Origin of the sequence: Alteromonas sp. MmMcT2-5 (assembly GCF_022348315.1) — a bacterium.
Classification (GTDB): domain Bacteria; phylum Pseudomonadota; class Gammaproteobacteria; order Enterobacterales; family Alteromonadaceae; genus Alteromonas; species Alteromonas macleodii.
The window spans coordinates 1-21895 of record NZ_JAKRFB010000013.1; the positions used below are offsets into that span (position 1 = coordinate 1).

A 21895-nucleotide genomic window follows, 5' to 3' on the forward strand; every position below is an offset into this window, starting at 1 on the left:
TAGCATTAGATATGGAAACGCCTAACGCAGTGCATAATAGAAAAGGCCAGCTTCGAGAGCTGGCCTAATAACTGTCAACCTATATTAGGACGACACAGAAAAAATGGCATCGCTAGGTTTGCTTGCCGCTGGTGTTGCCCATGAAATTAATAACCCTGTTGCTTTCATTAATAGCAACATTCACTTTTTACGGAACGTGCTGCCTGCGCTATCGCAAATGCAAGACATCGTCTTACAATTGGCGGCTAGCGCAACCGACGATGAGAGGCTGAAGGTAGCTGAAGCTGCGAAACAGTGGAAGGTTGAAAATAAGATTGATTCATTAAGCGACGAAATTGCAGATATTTGCAGCGAATCAGAGGAAGGCCTAAATAGAGTTACAGACATTATCACCAGTCTTCGCTCTTTTTCCCACGATGCAGATATTCCCGATGATGAAACCGTAAACGTGAACGACTGCATTGCTCACGCCTTGCGATTAGTAAACAGTGAATTGAAGCACCGAATAAAGATTCAACAGCACCTAAGCGATGTGCCTTTAATTAAGGGAAAAACAGGAAAATTAAACCAAGTATTAGTCAATTTATTCGTAAATGCTGCGCAAGCGATGGAAGATGGCGATAAATTAACTATTTCTTCGTTTGAAGAAAAAGATCACACCGTCATTACGGTAAAAGATACGGGCTGCGGTATAGAAAAGCATGCCCTTCAAAAGCTCTTTGAACCGTTTTACACCACCAAACCAACCGGCAAAGGCACTGGATTAGGACTTTATATCTCGTTCTCCATCGTTGAAGCGATGGGGGGAACCATTAGCGTAGAAAGTGAAGTAAACGTGGGCACCACATTTACCCTATCTTTTCCAACAAAGTTGGAAGATAAAAAAACCGCACAAGCGTGCGGTTTAGATACGTTTGACAGCAACTCCTAGTCGCTTATATCAAGCAATTACTCACTACTTTTTGAACAAAATGTCCATAACGTCAGCCAGCTCGCCTTTGCCTTCACGAATTTCTTCTTCCGACAAACCCGCAATTTCGTGAGGGAAAACTAGCCATTCATCACTTTCGTTAACGTAATAATCTGGCACGATGTCTGTTGTGTTGTTTTGCGGCTTGTACCACGGACATGCAATGCGAATATCTTTAGGCATGTTCAAGCGCATTAGTTTGTTAATTTGCTTAATAAGTGCATCTACACTGCGGCCTGAATCGAAAACATCATCAACAATCAATAACTTGTCATCAGCATTCGCGTTTTCTACCAAGTAGTGTAATCCGTGCACACGGATCTCTTTCGATTGTTTGTTTATTCCGTAGTAAGACGATGTACGTACTGCGATATGGTCGGTTGACGTATTCTTAAATTCAAAGAATTCTTGAACCGCGATACCAATGGGAGCACCACCACGCCAGATACCAATAATAAAGTCAGGGCGAAAGCCGTCTTCATACACCTTTGCCGCTAGGCGAAAGGAATCCTGTAGAAGCGATTGCGAGGTGATAAAATTCTTGTTCATGACGTCTCACTGGGCAAAATTTAAAAGACCGCGAGTATAGTGAATTTTGCACTAACTTGCACGGTAAATTCAGCGATTTATTCGTTTTGGAGCGCTTGCGATGGTGCAATTTTCATCGCTTTGCGCGCCGGATAAACGCTGGCTAAAACACACAGTAGCAAAGACAGCAAAGCAATACCTACAATTTGTACAACGTCCATTTCAATTGGCAGCCCTCTACCGTCTGCCGCTAAGGCTAACGGCGACCCGATAAGGTCCAAAATGTTATTTAATTGGAGCGTAATCACTACGCCTAATACTAGACCAATGCCAGCGCCTTTAATGCCGTTAAACAAACCGTTTAACACAAAAATCCACATTACTGAACTGGGTAACATACCTTGAGTTTGGAGTACTGCGATATCGCCTTGTTTTTCCGTTACCACCATTACCAGTGCCGAGACGATATTAAATGCCGCTACCGCGATAATAAGCAGCAACATGAGCGTCATCATGTTCTTCTCCATCTTGACGGCATCAAATAGCGGCCCCTGACGCTCACGCCAAGTCTTCATATTATTTACAGAGACACCCACCCTATCGGTGAGCGCGCTAACAACTGCTTGATAGTTAAAAGCGTCATTTAAAAAGAGTCGAAGCGATTGTTCGCTACCTTTAGGATCTCGCATTAAGCGGTTCACATCCTTAAGGTTCATATACATCACTTTGTCATCCATCTGCGAGCCCATATCGAAGACACCCACCACGGTTACAAGCCGTTGACTTGGCATTCTTCCAAACGGTGTATACACACTTGCGCCTGCCACCATAACCCGCAATCGGTCTCCAACACGCGCTTCAAGTTTAATGGCAAGTGAGCGCCCAATAATGGCAGCAAAACTCCCCTCAGTTAAATCGCTAAATCGCCCCTGCTCCATGTGACTTGCTACCAAAGTGTGTTCAATCATTACTTCAGGTTGAACACCGTGAACCTGAACACCACGCAAGTCCGAGCGAGACTGCACTACTGCTTCAGCTTCCCTGTAAGCCATAGTGGCAACAACGCCTTCGATGGGTGTCTCGCTAATTTCTTTTAAAGTCACTGTCTGCGTTTTTTCTGCAGTTTGCGTGGGTGTCTCTGTAATTGCGTTTTCGTTGGATGTCCTGCTAGGGTTCTCGCTTATGATGGGTGTCTTTGTAATTTCAATATGGGGGACAATGCCTAATATGCGCTGTTTTAGTTGACCTTCTAGGCCGTTCATAACAGACACAACGATAATCAGCGCCATCAATCCCAGTGCAATACCCGCCACTGAAAATCGATTAATAAATGAAACAAAACTGGTTTGGCTTGCTTTGTTAGACTTGGCATAACGATAAGCAATGAATGCAGAAAGAGGATAAAACATAGCGCCTTGCTTTTCAGTAATACGGTAATCTGCCTTATGTTTAGCTATGCTTAATGAATGAGAAATTCAGATAAGTAGCCCAAAGACGAGATGACGGGTTAACCCCAAAATAGTAAAGTGAGTATACTACGTGTGAACGGTATACTACTTATAAGTTACTAACTGCACAAGAATTAGTGGCAGAGGAATGATGTGAGCGAACTTAGCCTAGAACAAAAAAAAGCCCAATTCGATGAATATTTTTCTATCGCACATCGCATAAACGCCAATATGCGCCCGTTAGGTGAAGACGAAGTAGTGCCTGATGAAGAGAACTTAGAGGAGTCGATGCCGTATGCATTTCGCATTGCCAGCGAAATGGCCGCTATCGAAGCGCAAGCAATTCGTCCGCTTCGCAACTTAAGTGACCACGCTGAGTCGCTGGCTGACTACTTAAACCATCAGTCTCGAAAAATCGATTTGATGATGTCGTTCGTTTTGCACCAGCAAGACGAGCCAGAGTTCCGCTTCAAAACAGTCAAACTGGGTGGTGGCGGTGTCATTATTGAGTCAAAAGAAGCATTGGATGTGGGCGCCAAAGCGGAACTTAAACTTTTCTTGGATGCCGAAGCAGCAGCAATATTTTGTTTTGGCGAAGTAATTACTTGCGAGCAAGTAGAAGACCGTTACCATATCGCCTTTATTTTTAACACCATTCGAGAGCAAGATCAGGAGCTTTTGGTTCGCGCTAGCTTGCATATTCAAACACAACAGTTAAGAAAGCGGGCGAAAGAAAAAAAAGCGGGATCTGAATAGACCCTAACATCAGTATATAAGCCGTAAAACTCATCTTGCACTTAAAAAACAGGACGTCATGACAGCCACTTTATTATCGCTTCCATTACCTGCGCCGAAAAAAGAAGCCTCATCACAAGATCACAAACACTGGGGCCAACTTCAAGGCAGCAGTGCCGCACTATGTATCAGCCAAGCACTCAGCCAATACAAAGGCCCTATTGTACTGATTACCGCCGATACACCGTCGGCAATGAAGCTCGAAAAAGAAATAGCCTTCTTCCTAAGCGATAATACAAAGCAGACACCTATTACGTTGTTCCCAGATTGGGAAACACTGCCCTACGATTCGTTTTCGCCCCATCAAGACATTGTTTCTCAGCGATTAGAAACCCTGTTCCGCTTTACACAGCAAGGCGAAGGCATATTCATAGTGCCTGTTAACACGTTAATGCAGCGTTTAGCCCCTACCGATTATTTAGCAAAGTATTTGCTTATGCTAAACAAGGGCGACACCTTAGATAGAGATCAGTTCAGACGCAATCTCGAGCAAGCCGGCTACCTGCATGTTAGTCAGGTAATGAGCCACAGCGAATTCTCGGTGCGCGGCAGCATCATCGACCTTTTTCCGATGGGAAGCGACCAGCCATTTCGAATAGACTTGTTTGATGACGAAATCGACTCCATTCGCTATTTCGATACTGAAACCCAACGCTCTGGCGAGGCTGTTAACGAAATTCGCTTGCTACCAGCACGAGAATTTCCTACAGACAAAGAGGCAATCACGCTTTTCCGCCAGCAGTTTTTAGAAAAGTTCGACGCAAACAATGCATCTGAAAGCGTATTTTCTCAGGTAAGCAAGGGCACCATGCCGAGCGGTGTGGAATATTATCTTCCCCTCTTCTTTGAAAAAACCGCTACGCTTTTTGACTATCTTCACCCTAAAAGCCTGTTATTACTTCACGGTGATGTGCAAGACGCCAGCGAGTTTTTCTGGGCCGACGTACAAGAACGTTACGAGCAGTATCGTTATAACTTAGCCCGTCCACTGCTTGCACCAGACGAGCTGTTTTTACCTATAAATGAGCTATTTGGTGCCATAAAACAGTGGCCACGTGCATCCCTTTCTAGCAAGGTGCTTGAAGAAAAATCAGGTACTAGCAACCTTCAGTGCGAAAAGCTTGATGATATTGCGATTAACTCGCAGAAAAAAGTACCTGCTGAAAGACTCATTAAAACGGTAAATCAAGCCACTGACAACGGGGCTAAAGTACTGTTTTGTGCTGAAACCCAAGGTCGCCGAGAGGGCTTGCTTACGGTACTTGCCAAAGCGGGCATCAAGCCAAAGATTGTTGATAGCTTTAGCGATTTCATCGCAAGTCACGACAGCATTGGCATTACCGTGGGTATGGTTGATAACAGTTTCCGCTGGCAAACTCAGGAAGGCGAGCTGTTATTCATTACCGAAACCGAACTATTAGGGCAAAAGGTAAGCCAGCGCCGCCTTCGCGATAAACGCACTGCCACCGACGAAAGCGCCATTATCCGTAACCTGGCCGAACTTTCTATTGGTCAGCCTGTGGTGCACCTCGATCACGGTGTTGGCCGTTATTTGGGCCTTCAAACGTTGGACGCGGGCGGCGTAGCAACCGAATATTTGTGCATCGAGTATGCCAAGCAATCTAAGCTTTACGTGCCTGTGGCGTCGCTTCACTTGATTTCACGCTACACTGGTGGCGATGCTGACAGCGCGCCAGTTAGCGCCCTAGGTTCTGACGCATGGACAAAGGCCAAGCAAAAAGCCGCCGAAAAAGTTCGTGACGTGGCCGCCGAGCTTTTAGATGTATATGCCCGCCGCGCAGCCAAGCCAGGTTTTGCGTATAAAATTAACTGGGACGACTACCAAGCGTTCTCAGACAGCTTCCCCTTTGAAGAAACGCCTGACCAAGCCCAAGCCATTGCAGCGGTTATGCACGACATGGGCAGTCCATCGGCTATGGATCGCCTCGTTTGCGGTGACGTAGGTTTCGGTAAAACCGAAGTTGCCATGCGCGCGGCCTTCCTTGCTGCTAATGCTGGTAAACAGGTGGCTATTTTGGTGCCCACTACCCTACTTGCGCAGCAACATTACGAGAACTTCAAAGACCGTTTCGCGGCATGGCCGTTTGAAATTGAAGTCATGAGCCGTTTTGTAAGCGGTAAAGCGCAAAAATCTGTGGTTGAGCGCATCGGCGAAGGAAAGGTAGATATCGTAGTAGGCACACATAAACTGCTGTCTAGCGATATTAAATATAAAGACTTAGGCCTTGTGATCATCGACGAAGAACATCGCTTTGGCGTGCGTCAAAAAGAGAAACTTAAGTCCTTACGTGCCGATGTAGATATCTTAACGTTAACCGCTACGCCTATTCCTCGTACGCTTAACATGGCGTTATCAGGCATGCGCGACTTATCGATTATTGCCACAGCCCCGGCCCGTCGTTTATCAATTAAGACCTTTGTGCAGCAGCGTAATAAAGCCGTTATTCGCGAAGCCATTATGCGTGAGATACTGCGCGGTGGTCAGGTTTACTTCCTTCACAACGAAGTGGATAGCATTGCGCGAACGGCCGAAGAAATCGCTGAAATCGTCCCTGAAGCCCGTATTGCAGTGGGTCACGGCCAAATGCGCGAGCGTGAACTTGAAGGCGTAATGAGCGACTTCTATCACCAGCGCTACAACGTACTTGTGTGTACTACCATCATTGAAACAGGTATCGACGTACCAAGTGCGAATACGATTATTATGGATAGAGCCGACCATTTAGGTTTAGCGCAGCTGCACCAGCTTCGTGGTCGTGTGGGTCGTTCGCATCATCAAGCGTACGCCTACTTATTAACGCCGCATCCAAAGCGCATGACCAAAGATGCAGTAAAACGTTTAGAAGCAATATCGCAGCTTGAGGATTTAGGTGCAGGTTTTGCGCTTGCTACCCACGATTTAGAAATTCGTGGTGCCGGTGAGCTGTTAGGCGACGATCAATCGGGGCAAATAGCGAGTATTGGTTTCAGTTTGTATATGGATATGCTCGATAAAGCCGTTAACGCGCTTAAAGAAGGTAGAGAGCCGTCATTAGACGATGCAACATCAGGCCACACCGAGGTTGAATTACGTATTCCAGCCCTATTGCCTGAAGACTACATTGCCGACGTTAACACTCGCCTATCGCTATATAAGCGTCTGGCAAGCTGTACGTCGCAAGACGACATTGATGAATTCCAGGTAGAATGTATTGACCGCTTTGGTCTATTGCCAGAGCCAGCCAAAAACTTGATAGAAGTGGCTGAAATTAAACTAAAAGCCCAGGCGTTAGGCATTCTAAAAGTAGACTTGTCGGCCCAAGGCGGTACCATAGAGTTTAAAGAAACCACTAAGGTTAACCCAGGCTATATTATTAGTTTGGTGCAAACCAAACCAAACACCTTTAAGTTTGAAGGAAGCCAAAAACTGCGTTTGGTGAAAAAGACCGAAACAGCTAAAGAGCGCATCGCGTTTATTAGCGATATTATTGCCGATTTTGCAAAGGAGTCGCGGTAACATGAAGTTATCTCGCTGGTGCCCGTTAGTTGCATCAATAAGCGCCGTTTTCTTAACGACAATTTCAACTACAGCTAACGCCAATGACAACTGGTGGTTCGATGTGGAAGTTATTGCGTTTAAGCGCAACGTGGCACTAACTGAGTTAGAAGAGCAGTTTTCTTTGGCTGACAACTTGTCAGCCCCTCGCGCTCAGGCAGACATCATCAGCGATATCATTTCGCCTGATATAAGCTATCTAAAACAAGGGTTAGCCGTTTGCGGCGCTGATACATCGGTTAAGTGGCCTAGCAACGGACTTTTGAGCGTGCCCGCAAAGGATGTAGATTTTTTGTCGCTGCCTAAAGATAACAGTGCGCAGTACGGTGACATGTCTCCTAGCTCTTACTCTGAAGAAGCGGGCTATGGATATAATGAAACATCCGGCTTAACAGCCAATGAGCCATCTCTTACATCAGACGAAGCGAGTCAGGCACAAAGCGAAACCATTAATGGCGATGAGTATGGCGCTACTTATTCTTCAACAGACTCCGAGTATAGCGATAGCCTTGACTACTCAAATGAGGGGTTCATCACTGACGACGTCACACCCGCTCCTGATGCTGCAACCATCGCCAGCTATTGGACGTCATTCTTCGGCGTAAAAGATTCCTCACCTGTCACGGTGCCTGTATTTAAGTACTGTGAAGAAGCGAAGCCATGGCTTAGCGCTGAGGTAACCACTGCACTGAACGTTGTTGTTCCAAGCGACAACGAACTAATCTCAGGCGTTTCGACAAGCGAGAGCAAGTCTAGAAGCAGCGCGCTTCAACCTGTAATCGTATGGAAGGTGAATCAGCCGGATAATAGGCTACCCGCTCCAGCAAGTTTACCTATTATTATTGAAGGGCACGACTGGCCGCTTGCTTCAAAAGCGCATCTGCTAACCAGTAATCAGCAAGCACTCTCTTCAATTTCTCGCCAAATACGTTCTAATCGCGAGCTAGAGCGTTTGTTCCACGCTACCTGGCGTCAGCCAGTTATGTTTGGTAAGAACAAAGCTTTCAATGTGCGCCTTTATGGTGGGCAAAACTACGCGCAGCAGTTTGACATGAACGGTGATATGCGAGAGCAAAAACTAGCTAATAGCTCAGACAATGAGCCGAACAATTCTGCTACAGAATTTGGTTATGACTCCACCGCCGCTCTTTCAGATTACGATAGCAATTATACGTCGGGCGCAGATAAAAACAGCCTAAGTGATGTAAGTACTGCTTTTGAAGCTAATAAGCCTATAGCGCAAGACACTGATCAATTTCTTGCTGTTTCAGATATTTTTGCCGATTTGAACCGCCGTTTGTCAAACCCACAGGCTATAGAGTATGGCGCATTTAAAGCGCTTGATACGCCGATGATTGTAGAGCAAGGTGAAGATGACGCTATAGATGCTTCGTTAAGAACCCCCATTTGGGAAATTGACGGCACTATCAAAGTATTTCTTAAATATATCAACCGCGTACCCTACCTTCATGTTGATAGTGAGATGTTTTATCGCCAGCCGGTGCCACTAAGCTACTTCAGCGGTGAAGATGATAGCTCTAGCAATGCCGCTAAGCCCCGTTTGGCACCATCAACAGAATACAAGCTGGTTTCGGTTCCGTTAGCTGAGCAAAGACGTGTAATCAGTACGCAACTGCATTATTTCGACCACCCGCTGTTTGGTTTTGTAGTACAAATTCGTCGCTACAACCGCCCTGACGTTAGCGAGTGATTTGAGTAAACGCTTACTGTAAGCACTTTGGTTTTAAAAACAAAAAATAATATTTGCGATTGATAGAGAGATTTAGGTTTTTATGAAGATTTACACTCGCACTGGTGATAAGGGCAGCACACAAATTTACGCTGACAAAGCCGTACGTGTAGATAAGGATGATTTAGTAGTACAAAGCTACGGTGATATGGACGAACTCAATAGCCATATCGGACTACTAGCAGCGCATGTTACTGACAAACATAAGCCAATGCTCCAAGACATTCAGCGCAACCTGTTTCAAGCTGGCTTTGCTATTTCAGCAAGCTCAACGCTGATGCAAACTGATATTGAGAACCTAGAAAGTCTTATAGATAATATTACCCGTCAAATGCCGCCTAATACTTCGTTTGTACTGCCTGGCGGAAGTAAGGCTTCTGCGCAAGCTCATGTTTGTCGTGCTGTATGCCGCCGAGCTGAACGTGCTGTCATTAGCCTATCTAAACATTATGACGTGCCAGAAGTGGTACATGCTTATTTAAATCGCTTAAGCGATTTTCTCTTCACTTTTGCACGATTTATAAATATAGAAGCTGGCGTAGACGAAGTACCAGTTTAAGCGGCCGGCATTAAAATCAGAAAACGAAAAACGGTAGTTATAAAAACTACCGTTCGCTTAAGCGCTTCACCAGCTCAACCCCACTGTCGTATTTATCTTTTAGCCCTGCAGGCATAACACGGTCATAAAGCGCCATAATGCGTTCTTGCTTTTGTAAATCGTTGTTAGACAGGTTAGCAAAGCGCGTTTCCAATCCATCAAGGATAGTCTCAGCCCCTTGCGGATTGTTGCAGGCAAGTACCATGTCGCAACCTGCTTCTAGCGCTGCCTCAGCACGCTCAACGTAACTTCCTGCGACACTTGCGCCGTGCATAGACAAGTCATCAGAGAATACTGCGCCGCCATAGCCTAGATCCTGTTTAAGGATATCCTGCAGCCATTTAGTTGAGAAACCCGCAGGCTTATCGCACACCTGATTATAAATAACATGGGCAGGCATAACGCCATCAAGCAACGCACGCTCAATTAAGCGTTCAAAGACCACCATATCGGTACTGCGTATCTCATCAAATTCGCGTTCATCGACGGGTAACGCTACATGAGAATCTGGCGCTACACTGCCATGCCCAGGAAAGTGCTTTCCAATAGCTGGCATATTTACAGCTTTTAAACCTTGGATTAAATGAGCGGCAAGGCGAATAACGTCGTCTGCATTGTCTGAAAATGCCCTGTCACCAATAACTTGCGATACACCATTTATATCAAGCACCGGTGCAAAGCTAAAATCGATGTCTAAGGTTTTAAGTTCATAAGCCAATACTAATCCACACGCTTTTGCGTATGCAGCACTTTCATCTTGATGCTCTGACTGCCTTAAAATATCGCCCATTGCAGGTATGGCAGTAAAGCCTTCACGAAAACGCTGAACGCGGCCTCCTTCATGATCGACGGCGATCAGTACTGGACGCTTTGCAAAGCGTCTTATATCTTGAACCAGCGCAGAGAGCTGACGTTTATCATGATAGTTGCGGCTAAATAAAATAACTCCACCCACTACTGGATGTGTTAACTTTTCCTTTTCTTCAGGCAGAAGTTCTTCGGCCTGACAATCCAACATTAATGGCCCCACGGCACCGCCTTAGTATGTGTCATAAAACATCACTTCAATTTTGCAAGTTCTGTGGTTAGGATAGAGAAAAATAGGGAGTTTTACACGTGATAAATTGGTTCAAGTGGTTGGTTTTAAGTGTTTTAGCACTGCTTTTTTTAACGGTACTGGGATTGTACATCTCGCTTCGTATGAGTTTGCCCGCACTTGACGGAAATAGCGCCACCTATCACGTAAACGCACCTACTGAGCTAAGCCGTGACGAACTAGGCCAAGCTGTTATTAAAGCTAACGATATTTACGACGCAGCCTATGCACTGGGTTTTGCGCATGCTCAAGATCGCTTTTTTCAAATGGATTTACAGCGCCGCGCCGCATCGGGCAGTTTGTCACAATGGGTGGGCGACATTGCCCTAGATATCGATAAAAAAGCCCGCTTTCATCAATTTGAGAAACGAGCAAAAGCCGTATTCGATAACCTTCCCTCAAAACAACAAGAACTACTTGTACGTTACGCCCACGGCGTAAATGACGCATTGTCTGAGTATACGTTGCCACCTTTTGAATACCTAGCTGCAGGCGTTGATATAAAACAATGGCGCCCCACCGACAGTATTCTTGTGATTTACAGTATGTATTTGGATTTACAAGGTAGCCAAGTAGAACTTGATTTAGCGAGAGAGGCACTGCTTTCAACATTTGGGGATGATGTATACAGCTTCATCACTCAGCCGAGTAATTATCAGGCAGCGCTTGATGCCAGCGAGATACCATTGCTTGAAGCACCTATTCCAGAGTACCCTGCATCGCTACGCCCAATTACTCACTCACCAGAAGATAGTAATGGCGAGAGCATTAAGCAAGAGCCTGAAGACGCGACTACCCAGTACTCAAACGATAACGACAATACTGCTATTGCCCGTGCACAATATAACGGTACTGAGCTTCCTGATATTGGTAGCAATAACTGGGCAGTGACCGGGAGTCACACCACGACAAGCGCAGGCCTTTTAGCAAACGACATGCATTTGGGCTTGCGGGTTCCCATCATCTGGTATCGCGCCCAGCTTAACTATCAAGAATCGGGCGGCGATGTGCAAGTAACCGGGGTTTCCCTGCCGGGTATTCCTGGCATTGTTGTAGGCACCAACGGGCATATCGCTTGGGGTTTTACGAATGCAAATTTAGACAATGTAGATTGGATTGAGCTAGGCGAATCGACGGCCACAAGTACGGTAACAGAGCGTATTCCTCTACCTGATGGTGAGCACACATTTGAGTTTGAAGTAAGTTCGTATGGGCCAGTGAAAGAACTCAATGGCAAGCGCTATGCACTTAATTGGGTAGCGCATCATCCGTTTGCTGCGAACTTGGGAATAATAAACTTCGGCAATGCAAAAAATGTCCAAGCAGCGATAAAGATGGGCCAACGCATTGCTATTCCCACGCAAAACCTCGTGATTGTTGATGAAAGCGGCAATGCGGCTTGGCTTCCTGGCGGCGCAGTTATGGAAAGGCAGCAGGCTTCATTCACTGCTATAAAAGAACAAGAAGCAGTAAACACACCACCAAAGCGTGCACTAAAGCTTCCCATGGTTTTAAACCCCGATATGGGAAGAATATGGACTGCAAATGCTAGAGTAATTTCGGCTGATGACTTCAAAGTCTGGGGCGACGGTGGTTACGCGCTAGGTGCTCGCGGACAACAAATAAGAGACCGTTTATTTGAAAAAGACACCTTTACTGAGACTGACTTTTACGCCATTCAGTTAGATAATCATGCCCGCTTTATTATTCCTTGGCAGCACCTTTTGTATGGGCTGCTCAACATGCAAGACATTGAATTTAAACCCGACCTCGCTTACCTAAACACATGGGACGAATGCGCATGTGAAGATTCGGTTGGCTACACGTTAGTTAAGCACTTTAGGCAGGAAGTGGTACAAACCCTTTTTGGAGGCGTACTTTCAACGTTAGACCAACAAGGTGTAAACAGCCGTACACTCTTACGTGGCATTGAACCTGCTGTGTGGCAACTTATTCATAGTCAGCCTGACTCTTGGCTACCTAACGATACTGAAAGCTTCGACGAGCTACTTGTAGACGCTTACAGGCGCGCCAAACACAAGCTGTTAGACAAGTATTCACCAGTAGAAGCTAATATGGAAACATTAGCCTGGGGCAAGGTGAACGCACTTTCTGTTAAACATCCATTTGCTGATCAAATTCCTCTAGTTGGAGATATGTTAAACATGCAACAAGTAGAAGGCTTTGGTGATACATACATGCCTGCTGTACAAGCACCTAGTTTTGGTGCCTCTGAGCGATTTTTTATCAGCCCTGGCCATTTAGAAGATGCCATTTTAACGCTACCTGGCGGACAATCTGGACACCCGCTTTCAGAATTTTACGCGTCTGGATTTAACGACTACGCAACGCACGCTGCTACACCGTTACTCCCCAATGAGCCCATATACAGCCGAACATTTTATAGAAAAGAGGTTGAATGACACCTGCAATCACACTACTTACCAAAAAACGTATCGCGCACACGGTATTAAAGTATGACCACGACGCAAATGCGGCATCTTACGGGCTAGAAGCGGTTGAGAAGCTAAACCTTGACGCGGATACCGTTTTTAAAACTTTGGTAGTGAGTACAGATAACAACAAGCTTGCCGTGGCCGTGGTCCCTGTAAACACCAAACTTAGCGAAAAGAAAATGGCCAAAGCGTTAGGTGTTAAAAAGGTAGAAATGGCGCAAGCAAATGCAGTAATGGTTGCAACAGGCTACGTACTTGGTGGTGTAAGCCCATTAGGACAGAAAAAGCGGTTAGCGAGCGTCATTCATAAAAGCGCTGAAAATCTGCAAACTATTCACGTAAGCGCTGGAAAACGAGGATTGGAAGTGGCACTCGCCCCTTCTGATCTAGCTACGCTCACTGGTGCCAAGTTTGCAGATATTTCGGTAAGTTAACTTAGCACAACCCAATATATCGTTAGCTGCGTTAGCGAAAACTCACAATGCAGCTTTTTGTTATGCGACTGCCGCCATTATATTCTTAAGGTTTTCGATTGGTTTGAGCCTTTTTTTAATAAGCACATCTTCGTTTATCTTAAGGATTATACCTTTCAGTAAATCAGTGGTGTTTTCTATGTGCGAGAGTGATTTAAGGTGCTCTATGTCTTCAAAAATCTTACGCCCTTTTAGCGATAGGCGCTTTTCTGATCTACCTTTTGCCAAGTCACTTTGAAGGTAACTCGCTATCTTTTTTGCTGACTTTTCATCTTCAGACAATGAGTGAATGTAGTACTTCATCATGCTTGGAACAAAGTCTGTAGTTGCACCGATTTCCATTGTCGCTAAATTCAGAATATCGATTAAATGCGCAGGTAAACGCCCCTCCACTGGCTTTCGCTTTGCTTCATATTGACGTTTAACCGCAGGTGTGGATTGATGAGGTAACACGGTTACGCTTTCACACTTATCGCATACCCCCACCAAAACCTTTTTAACCACTCCCGTACCATCACTGAAAGGAACATCTCTAAGTTGAAATGTCACATTTTCAAATGACTGGCACGTGCTGCATGCCGCTTTCTGCGACTCGCCGACTTTGAAAATTTTCATATCTTTTCCCTAATGATGGACGCTAATAAAAACGCTATTCGGTTCTACGTAATACCATTTAACATACCAATTGTGACCGGCTAGCCTTGTCTTAATTACGTGTACTGTAATGCTGCTATCAAAATGATGAAGGCTGGAAGAATAATCGTTTCCTCGACTTCGACCTATAATTTCGGCAACTTCCTCAAGCGACACTTGCCCAATTGCCAATAAATTTTTAACGTCAATATCGTTTCTCTGCTCATGGGAAACGTATCCTTTATTTAGACAGTCAATGACCTGTCGCTTTATTTCCTTGTAACGCACCCAGCACTCCACACGAACGACAAATGTACGCCAAATTGCGTACATTTTCAAATCAAGATTTCAACGAATTTATAGTACGAAAAGTAGGAAGGGGTATGAAGCTGGTCTGTGGTATAGGTTTCTGGTGAGTGTTTGAGTGCAGCGCGAGCAATAGCCTAAGTTATAACTTAAATCATAATCTAATTGGCCGCCTGCGCTAACCACTGTTTGCGCGCTTCCTCCAGCGCTGCTTCGTCAGGCTGTTCGTTGCCCGAGATAGCTACCGCTATTTGTTGAATAATTGCGTCGCGTTTTTCAATCAACGCGTCAGTGCGAGCAAACAAGTCTTTGGCTTCAGGAAATTGCTCTTTAAGTACACCGACATCTTTTAGCGCGTAATAGCGTGCTTCAAACGCTTCGTTGTACAGCTGGCGCTTAGCATTGAATACGACGTAGTCTTTCGCAGTTTCTGAATTAAGATAATCCATATCTTCAGATGACAGGTTGGCAGCCTGCCCTACTTCACGGGCTTGTACCATCCAAGAATCTACTATTTCGATATTCCCATCTTTCACAGCCTGCTTAACGCCTTCCTGCAAATCGCTAGCGTGAAGAATTTCCATGACTGTGATTAGCGGAACTTGCGCTGCGTCTTGGTCTCGTTTGTCTGCATCTAGCGACAGATAAGCAAACCATGAAAACGTAGCAGCAACAATAATAGCAAGAACGACAAGTGCTTTCTTCACACTTTCCTCCAAAGAAATTGCATATGAAAACCAGTGCGACGGCACTGTATAAAAGAAGCAATACAAAAAGAGCGAGAGACCCCGCTCTTTTTCAGTATTGTAACGACCTAAAGATTATTGGTCGACAGGTGCAGAGTTTTCAACTCGGCTTTTCAATTTTTGACCCGGGCGGAATGTAACCACACGACGTGCTTTAATTGGAATGTCTTCACCGGTTTTTGGATTGCGGCCAGGACGTTCATTTTTATCACGCAGGTCAAAGTTGCCAAAACCTGACAGTTTTACTTGCTCACCAGATTCCAGAGCGCCTTTAATCTCTTCGAAAAAAAGCTCTACCAGATCCTTCGCATCACGCTTGTTAATGCCTAGTTTCTCGAATAGGTGTTCAGCCATCTCGGCTTTGGTCAATGCCATAGTTTACTCTCTTAACGCGGCCCCAAACTCAGATTCCAGACCTTTAACCACAGTATCTACAGCTTGCTGAATCTCAGCTTCTTCCAAGGTTTTATCCGGATCTTGTAAATGAAGTGACAAAGCAAGGCTCTTATAGCCAGGCTCAATTCCCTTGCCTTTGTACTCATCGAACAAGTTTAGAGCAACTAGTTGATTTACGCCAATATTTTCTATGTAAGAAAGAACATTCCCTACACGCACTTCATCTTTAACCGTAATAGCAATATCACGGCGATTCGATGGGAAGCGCGATACTGGTACGGCTGACGGTAACTTGCGATCAGTAATGGCATCTACCACTAGTTCGAACACAAATACACGGCCGTTAACACCAAGCAATTTAGTGAACTGCGGGTGTATAGCACCAATATAGCCAACTTCTTCATCATTAAGCAAAATTTTTGCCGTCATGCCAGGGTGTAACGCACTGTGTTGCCCTGTAACGAACTGGAACTCACCGGTTCTGCCTGTAAGTGCCAATAACGCCTCAACGTCGGCTTTTGCATCGAAGAAATCAACCGGGTTGTCGCCCAAGTCCCAATGTTCTTCATTACGACGCCCTGCTACTACACCACCAATTACTTGCTGTTGCAATACACCATTTGGCGCATCTTGTTGAGGAATAAAGCGTAATCCGGTTTCAAACATGCGAACACGTTGTTGCTGACGCTTCTGGTTATAAGCAGTAGCACCAACTAATCCCGGCCATAAACTTACACGCATTACCGACATATCAGATGAAATTGGGTGTGGTAACACCATACCCTTTACGTCTGGGAATAATGCGTTTTGAATTTTAGGGTCTACAAACGAATACGTGATTGCTTCGTTGTAGCCACGGCTTAGAAGCAATGACTTCATTGTGTTTAACGGCAGCTTGGCTTCTTGCGAAGGCAGCATTGCCAACGTCGCTTTTGGTGCCACGTTTGGAATGTTGTTGTAGCCGTATACACGCGCAATTTCTTCAATCAAATCTTCTTCAATTGAAATATCGAAACGATAGCTTGGCGCAACCGCTTCCCAGCCAGCTTCGGTTTGCGTTACGTCTAAACCAAGGCGGTTTAGCATTTCGGTTACTTTTGCATCGTCAATGCTAATACCTAGTACGCGAGACAAACGTTCGCGACGAAGCGTAACCGTAGCCTGCTTGGGTAGCTTGTCTTCAGCCACTGCTTCAACAACAGGGCCAGCTTCACCACCGCAAATTTCTAGTACCAGTGCAGTAGCGCGCTCCATGGCTTTACGCTGAAGCTGTGGGTCTACACCACGCTCGTAACGGTGCGACGCATCGGTATGCAAACCGTACTGACGGGCACGGCCCATAATCGCATCACGGCTAAAGAACGCACTTTCAAGTAAAATATCTTGGGTTTCGGTGGTAACACCAGAATGTAAGCCGCCGAAAATACCTGCCATAGCTAACGCTTTGTTGTCATCAGCGATAACTAAAGTATTGCTTTGTAACTTAGCTTCGGTTTCATCAAGTAGTGTAAGCGTTTCGCCTTCATTAGCCATACGCACGTTAATGTTGCCTTCAATGCTGGCAAGATTAAACGCGTGCATTGGCTGGCCAAGCTCTAACAATACAAAGTTAGTCACATCTACAATGGGGTCGATGCTGCGAATACCGCAGCGACGTAGCTTTTCAACTAACCATAGTGGCGATGCAGCTTTAACGTTAACGCCCTTAACCACACGGCCCAAATAACGTGGGCATGCGTCGTCAGCGCTTAGCGTAATTGATAATTTATCTTCAATAGTTGCGTTTACCGCAGCTACTTCAGGCTCGCACACGTCAAGGTTATTAAGTACGCCAACTTCACGGGCAATGCCGCGAATACCCAAGCAGTCTGCACGGTTTGGTGTCAGGTCTACTTCGATTGCGTTGTCATCAAGACCAAGATAATCGCGAATGTCTGTGCCAATAGGTGCATCGGCTGGAAGCTCGATAATACCATCGTGGTCGTCGCTAATACCTAGCTCAGAGAAGCTACATAGCATACCGAATGACGGCTCGCCGCGAAGCTTTGCTTTCTTAATTTTAAAGTCGCCTGGCAATACAGCACCAACAACAGCAACTGCTACTTTAATGCCCTGACGGCAGTTAGGCGCACCGCAAACGATATCAAGTAGCTCATCGCCACCTACGTTTATTTTAGTTACGCGCAGTTTGTCTGCGTTCGGGTGCTGACCGCACTCAACCACTTCACCCACTAGCACGCCTTTAAAATCGCCTGCTACTGGCTCAACACCGTCTACTTCAAGGCCAGCCATGCTCAACTGTTCAGACAGCTCATGTGCCGACAGCGACGGGTTAACCCACTCTCTTAACCATTTTTCACTGAATTTCATGTGTACTCTCTGCCTTAGTTGAACTGCTTAAGGAAACGAAGATCGTTTTCAAAGAACGCGCGCAAGTCGTTAACACCGTAACGAAGCATAGTTAAGCGCTCTACGCCCATACCAAAGGCAAAACCTGTGTACTCTTCTGGGTCAATACCCACAGCTTTAAGTACATTTGGGTGCACCATGCCGCAACCCAATACTTCAAGCCACTGACCGTTTTTACCCATAACGTCTACTTCAGCTGAAGGCTCAGTAAACGGGAAGTAAGACGGACGGAAGCGAATTTCTAGTGACTCTTCAAAGAAGTGATGTAAGAAGTCGTGCAAAATACCTTTAAGATCGGTAAAGCTGACATTCTTATCAACCATCAAACCTTCCACTTGGTGGAACATCGGGGTGTGGGTTTGATCGTAGTCATTACGATACACACGGCCTGGCGAGATAATACGCAATGGTGGCTTTTCTGCTTCCATAGTACGAATTTGAACACCAGAGGTTTGCGTACGAAGCATCATGTCTGGGTTGAAGTAAAACGTATCGTGGTCGGCACGCGCTGGGTGATTCGCAGGAATGTTCAGCGCGTCGAAGTTGTGAAAACCATCTTCAATTTCAGGGCCAGTTTTAACCGAAAAGCCAAGCTCGCCAAAGAAAGATTCGATACGTGCAATCGTGCGGCTAACCGGGTGTAAATTTCCTGGCTTTTCTGTGCGGCCAGGCAAAGTTACATCTACTGCCTCTTCTGCTAGCTTCTTGTTAAGCTCTTCAGTGCGTAAAAACTCACCTTTAGCAGAAATAGCTTGCTGAATAACCTGTTTAGCTTGGTTAATCTTTTGGCCTGCGGCAGGACGTTCTTCGTTAGATAACTTTCCAAGCCCTTTAAGTAAGTCGGTAAGTTTACCTTTCTTACCCATGAATTCGACCCTAACTTGGTCTAATGTGGCTGCATCTTGTGCAGCGTCAATCTGGCTTTGTGCCTGATTGATAATAGCGTCAAGCTCCATGTTTTCCTCAATTTACATGATGACTGCATGGCCAAAGCATAGGAAGAATTATTCTGTGCGCTAAGGCTTGCCTGAAATAAAAGCGGTAGTTTACACGAGTGACTGACATTACCGCTACCCTATATAGCTGATAATGGCGAAATTTTGGTTGTTAACTAGGCAATATGTCGTAAATAAACTAAGTGGGTAGGTAAACATTTAAAGAAATGATTTGGATTTGAATAGTGAGCTAGAACTTTCTCAATATCTTCACTCCTAAAATGAAGCACTTTTTATGTTTAACCGATACAAATAAACAAATGATAAATGGCAGAATTTTGCAAGATGAAATAAAATTTAGATGTGCAAAAATGGAGAAAGTAGATGAAGCGAGTGGTTAGTTTTAGGAGTAAGAAAAGCACAGGGAGTTCATATTTCGAGGTAAATCGAATTGACGAATAAAAGTTGCGTAGTCTTTGTTATCAATTCCATTCGTTTAGGTGGAGCGGAAAGAGCACTCGTCAATATATTAGGGCAAACACATTTACAAGAAGGATTAGATGTACATGTTTTGCTGTTAGATAATGAACCAATGGCGAGAGAACTACCTTCTCATGTCCGACTTACCATATTGGATTGCAAAGGCTCTACCTTAAAAAGCATCAAGGGTATAAACGAATATATTAAGAAAACGAATCCTAGTGTTGTGGCGAGTTTTCTCGTGAGAGCCAATCTTTCAAATGCCATTGTCAGAATGTTTTTAAAGAAACATAAAGCATTGCTGTTTGAGCGAATGCATTTAACAAGTCACTTAGACAACCAATTTAAAGGGCTAAAAAGACATGTTGCGGGCCTTTTACCGAAAGCTTTCTATCGCTTTGCTGATGCTATTGTGGGTGTTTCAAATGGCGTTACCATTGATCTAGTCGAAAACTATTCTGTGACAACCGATAAAGCATACACCATTTTTAATCCTTATGATCTTGAGTTCATTTCGAAAAAATGTGCAATTGAACCTGAATTTGAACTACCCGATTCGTTTATCATCAGTACTGGTAGGCTTACTCCAGCAAAAAATTTTAAGCTTCTTATTGATGCTTATTTGAAATCCGATGAGTCTGCTCATCTTTGTATTTTAGGCGATGGCGAACAAAAACAAGAGTTACTGGATTACATATACCAGCAAAACGCATCTAACAAAGTAACGTTACTGGGCTACGCAGAAAATCCGTTTTCCATTTTAGTCAGGGCAAAATACTATATTTCCGCGTCAAACAATGAGGGCTTTCCCAATGCGTTGGTGGAAGCCATGGCTATCGGCCTACCTGCTATTATGACTAATTGCCCTTCTGGACCTGCGGAAATTCTTGCAGCAGATGTTAATTTCCATTCAGACAAGGTACATATAGCAAAATACGGCATTCTTGCCCCACTCGACAACAGGGTTGAACTGACTCATGCAATTAATTTGTTCCAGAATGAGGCATTACGAAAAGAATACAAAGCGATGAGCCTAAAGCGCGCGAAAGACTTTCATATAGACAAGGTGGCCGAACAATACTGGTCTTTCATTCGCACCCAACTAGAGTAAGCTGTTGTAAAGTGACACATGTCTGTCGACATTCAGTTGCCATGTATTGCTCGATTGCAGTTCCTCTGCATTGCGACAACGAAATAAACTGTAATCCTTTGTATTAAGCTTTTTCGTTAAGGCATCTACATCACCCTTAGTAAAGTAACATGCGTCTTCAAGTTCAAACTCTCTGTGCGCACCTATGTCGCTGGCAATAATAGGAAGACATACAGACAGGGCTTCTGCAACAACTAAGCAAAAACCTTCCATATACGATGGGTTTACTAAAATTGAAGCATTTTTATAAAGGGTGACTAATTCACCTCCGGTTCTGGTACCGGCAAAAATTATTCGCTCACTTTCATTCTGCATAAGCGCCAGTACATAGTCATCCTGCTCATAATTGGACCCAACAATTACCAATTTCGTGTTAGTCAAATCGCTAGCCTCATATGCGTGAATTAGATCATCAAACCCCTTGGTTTTATCTAACCTCCCTACAGCAAGAATGTATTGATTTGGTTTCAAATTAAGCGATGCTAACAATTGCTTGTCATCAGGCCAGTTTTCGTGAGCAATCAATGAACCTGCGTTTCTGATGGTGGTTCTTTTTCCTTTTAAGAAGCTAAACCGCTTATCAAGATCGTTTTTTAAAGAATTACTTACACAGATCACTTTGTTGGCAAAAATAACCGTGTTTAGCTCCCCTGCCATTAAAATCCACTTTCCGTACCAGCGCCATTTAGGTCTCTTGTAGTCTGGAGAGTGATGAGTAACTACGGTCTTGAATCCAAATAATCGAGATAAGAAGCTGAAAAAGCCCGGCCCAATACCGTGTAAATGCACTATTTTGGGATGGAGTTTTAGTCTAGCGTAAATCAACGCGATAAATGTGTGAATAAAGGTTTCTAACCCTTTAATGCTTGGCGCTTTTAAAACGCGCACCTCGACGCCTTTAAATGAGTAGGTTGTTTGTCCTTCAAAGGGAAGCCTGCCGAGAATTGTCACTCTATGATCTTGATGTTGACCTACAATTGTTGGGTAGAGGTTTTCACAGATAGTCTCAATTCCACCAACGAAAGAAGGCACGCCTCTTGTCCCAATCACGCATACATGAGCCATGTTGATTCCTTTTCACAAACCAAATTACGCCTTAGTATTTAAGGCAACACTTAAAGCTCTTGTTTCTTCTTATCTGTCTCGCTAAACATAGAAGCTCATAAAGAA

17 protein-coding genes are annotated in these 21895 nt (G+C 44.7%); 8 read left to right on the forward strand and 9 right to left on the reverse strand.

All coding sequences use genetic code 11. The annotated features are described in order from the left end of the window. Positions 1-103 precede the first annotated feature (103 nt). Positions 104-931: an ATP-binding protein gene (locus MHN09_RS07745; RefSeq protein WP_239240003.1), complete on the forward strand. Its 828-nt coding sequence runs from the start codon at positions 104-106 to the stop codon at positions 929-931. Between the two features lie 24 nt (positions 932-955). On the opposite strand, the gene MHN09_RS07750 is transcribed toward MHN09_RS07745, so the two are convergent. Beyond that, entirely contained in the window at positions 956-1519 is a 564-nt protein-coding gene (locus tag MHN09_RS07750; protein WP_014949139.1) for a phosphoribosyltransferase family protein, read from the reverse strand. 77 nt (positions 1520-1596) lie between these two features. Next, positions 1597-2907 carry a lipoprotein-releasing ABC transporter permease subunit gene (locus MHN09_RS07755; RefSeq protein ID WP_239240005.1) on the reverse strand — a complete coding sequence of 437 codons (1311 nt, stop codon included), beginning with the start codon at positions 2905-2907 and terminating at the stop codon, positions 1597-1599. A gap of 192 nt (positions 2908-3099) precedes the next feature. On the opposite strand from MHN09_RS07755, the gene MHN09_RS07760 reads away from it, so the two are divergent. The 4 genes from MHN09_RS07760 (at position 3100) to MHN09_RS07775 (ending at position 9606) form a co-directional block, all read left to right on the forward strand. Then, positions 3100-3702 carry a PilZ domain-containing protein gene (locus tag MHN09_RS07760; RefSeq protein WP_039227099.1) on the forward strand — a complete coding sequence of 201 codons (603 nt, stop codon included), beginning with the start codon at positions 3100-3102 and terminating at the stop codon, positions 3700-3702. A 58-nt stretch (positions 3703-3760) separates the two neighbouring features. Continuing rightward, the gene (mfd, locus tag MHN09_RS07765; protein WP_239240007.1) at positions 3761-7258 is read left to right on the forward strand and encodes a transcription-repair coupling factor; all 3498 of its coding nucleotides are present in this window, start codon (positions 3761-3763) and stop codon (positions 7256-7258) included. A 1-nt stretch (position 7259) separates the two neighbouring features. Further along, positions 7260-9008: a CsiV family protein gene (locus MHN09_RS07770; RefSeq protein WP_239240009.1), complete on the forward strand. Its 1749-nt coding sequence runs from the start codon at positions 7260-7262 to the stop codon at positions 9006-9008. An 82-nt stretch (positions 9009-9090) separates the two neighbouring features. Further along, a complete protein-coding gene (locus MHN09_RS07775; protein WP_239240011.1) occupies positions 9091-9606 on the forward strand; it encodes a cob(I)yrinic acid a,c-diamide adenosyltransferase in 516 nt (171 codons plus the stop codon). A 46-nt stretch (positions 9607-9652) separates the two neighbouring features. Here MHN09_RS07775 and nagZ read toward each other — a convergent pair whose 3' ends face one another. Continuing rightward, positions 9653-10663 carry a beta-N-acetylhexosaminidase gene (gene nagZ / locus MHN09_RS07780; protein ID WP_275446470.1) on the reverse strand — a complete coding sequence of 337 codons (1011 nt, stop codon included), beginning with the start codon at positions 10661-10663 and terminating at the stop codon, positions 9653-9655. Between the two features lie 98 nt (positions 10664-10761). On the opposite strand from nagZ, the gene MHN09_RS07785 reads away from it, so the two are divergent. After that, positions 10762-13164 carry a penicillin acylase family protein gene (locus MHN09_RS07785; protein ID WP_239240015.1) on the forward strand — a complete coding sequence of 801 codons (2403 nt, stop codon included), beginning with the start codon at positions 10762-10764 and terminating at the stop codon, positions 13162-13164. Continuing rightward, positions 13161-13631, forward strand: coding sequence for a Cys-tRNA(Pro) deacylase (gene ybaK / locus MHN09_RS07790; RefSeq protein ID WP_239240017.1), 471 nt, complete (start codon positions 13161-13163; stop codon positions 13629-13631). The genes MHN09_RS07785 and ybaK overlap by 4 nt, the downstream gene beginning before the upstream one ends. Positions 13632-13691: 60 nt before the next feature. Here ybaK and MHN09_RS07795 read toward each other — a convergent pair whose 3' ends face one another. The 5 genes from MHN09_RS07795 to pheS all read right to left on the reverse strand — a co-directional run bounded on the left by MHN09_RS07795 (position 13692) and on the right by pheS (position 19116). After that, positions 13692-14285 carry a hypothetical protein gene (locus tag MHN09_RS07795; RefSeq protein WP_049586483.1) on the reverse strand — a complete coding sequence of 198 codons (594 nt, stop codon included), beginning with the start codon at positions 14283-14285 and terminating at the stop codon, positions 13692-13694. 485 nt (positions 14286-14770) lie between these two features. Then, positions 14771-15316 (reverse strand): hypothetical protein, encoded by a 546-nt coding sequence (locus MHN09_RS07800; protein ID WP_061485612.1) that lies wholly within the window; start codon positions 15314-15316, stop codon positions 14771-14773. A 114-nt stretch (positions 15317-15430) separates the two neighbouring features. Beyond that, positions 15431-15730, reverse strand: coding sequence for an integration host factor subunit alpha (gene ihfA / locus MHN09_RS07805; protein WP_014949129.1), 300 nt, complete (start codon positions 15728-15730; stop codon positions 15431-15433). 3 nt (positions 15731-15733) lie between these two features. Continuing rightward, on the reverse strand, positions 15734-18121 hold the full coding sequence (pheT, locus tag MHN09_RS07810) for a phenylalanine--tRNA ligase subunit beta (protein WP_239240020.1): 2388 nt from the start codon (positions 18119-18121) through the stop codon (positions 15734-15736). A 14-nt stretch (positions 18122-18135) separates the two neighbouring features. Next, complete coding sequence (gene pheS, locus MHN09_RS07815; RefSeq protein WP_012518127.1) at positions 18136-19116, reverse strand: phenylalanine--tRNA ligase subunit alpha; 981 nt, start codon at positions 19114-19116, stop codon at positions 18136-18138. Positions 19117-19546: 430 nt separating this feature from the next. On the opposite strand from pheS, the gene MHN09_RS07820 reads away from it, so the two are divergent. Beyond that, positions 19547-20686 carry a glycosyltransferase gene (locus tag MHN09_RS07820; RefSeq protein ID WP_156078228.1) on the forward strand — a complete coding sequence of 380 codons (1140 nt, stop codon included), beginning with the start codon at positions 19547-19549 and terminating at the stop codon, positions 20684-20686. Here MHN09_RS07820 and MHN09_RS07825 read toward each other — a convergent pair. Then, positions 20678-21790: a glycosyltransferase family 4 protein gene (locus tag MHN09_RS07825; RefSeq protein ID WP_239240023.1), complete on the reverse strand. Its 1113-nt coding sequence runs from the start codon at positions 21788-21790 to the stop codon at positions 20678-20680. The genes MHN09_RS07820 and MHN09_RS07825 overlap by 9 nt on opposite strands. Positions 21791-21895: the final 105 nt, after the last annotated feature.

Bases quoted from the DNA above. Each gene is read 5' to 3' on its own strand.
- MHN09_RS07745 (WP_239240003.1), top strand. From the start codon at position 104: ATGGCATCGCTAGGTTTGCTTGCCGCTGGTGTTGCCCATGAAATTAAT.
- MHN09_RS07750 (WP_014949139.1), bottom strand. From the start codon at position 1,519: ATGAACAAGAATTTTATCACCTCGCAATCGCTTCTACAGGATTCCTTT.
- MHN09_RS07755 (WP_239240005.1), bottom strand. From the start codon at position 2,907: ATGTTTTATCCTCTTTCTGCATTCATTGCTTATCGTTATGCCAAGTCT.
- mfd (WP_239240007.1), top strand. From the start codon at position 3,761: ATGACAGCCACTTTATTATCGCTTCCATTACCTGCGCCGAAAAAAGAA.
- MHN09_RS07770 (WP_239240009.1), top strand. From the start codon at position 7,260: ATGAAGTTATCTCGCTGGTGCCCGTTAGTTGCATCAATAAGCGCCGTT.
- MHN09_RS07775 (WP_239240011.1), top strand. From the start codon at position 9,091: ATGAAGATTTACACTCGCACTGGTGATAAGGGCAGCACACAAATTTAC.
- nagZ (WP_275446470.1), bottom strand. From the start codon at position 10,663: ATGTTGGATTGTCAGGCCGAAGAACTTCTGCCTGAAGAAAAGGAAAAG.
- ybaK (WP_239240017.1), top strand. From the start codon at position 13,161: ATGACACCTGCAATCACACTACTTACCAAAAAACGTATCGCGCACACG.
- MHN09_RS07795 (WP_049586483.1), bottom strand. From the start codon at position 14,285: ATGAAAATTTTCAAAGTCGGCGAGTCGCAGAAAGCGGCATGCAGCACG.
- ihfA (WP_014949129.1), bottom strand. From the start codon at position 15,730: ATGGCATTGACCAAAGCCGAGATGGCTGAACACCTATTCGAGAAACTA.
- pheT (WP_239240020.1), bottom strand. From the start codon at position 18,121: ATGAAATTCAGTGAAAAATGGTTAAGAGAGTGGGTTAACCCGTCGCTG.
- pheS (WP_012518127.1), bottom strand. From the start codon at position 19,116: ATGGAGCTTGACGCTATTATCAATCAGGCACAAAGCCAGATTGACGCT.
- MHN09_RS07825 (WP_239240023.1), bottom strand. From the start codon at position 21,790: ATGGCTCATGTATGCGTGATTGGGACAAGAGGCGTGCCTTCTTTCGTT.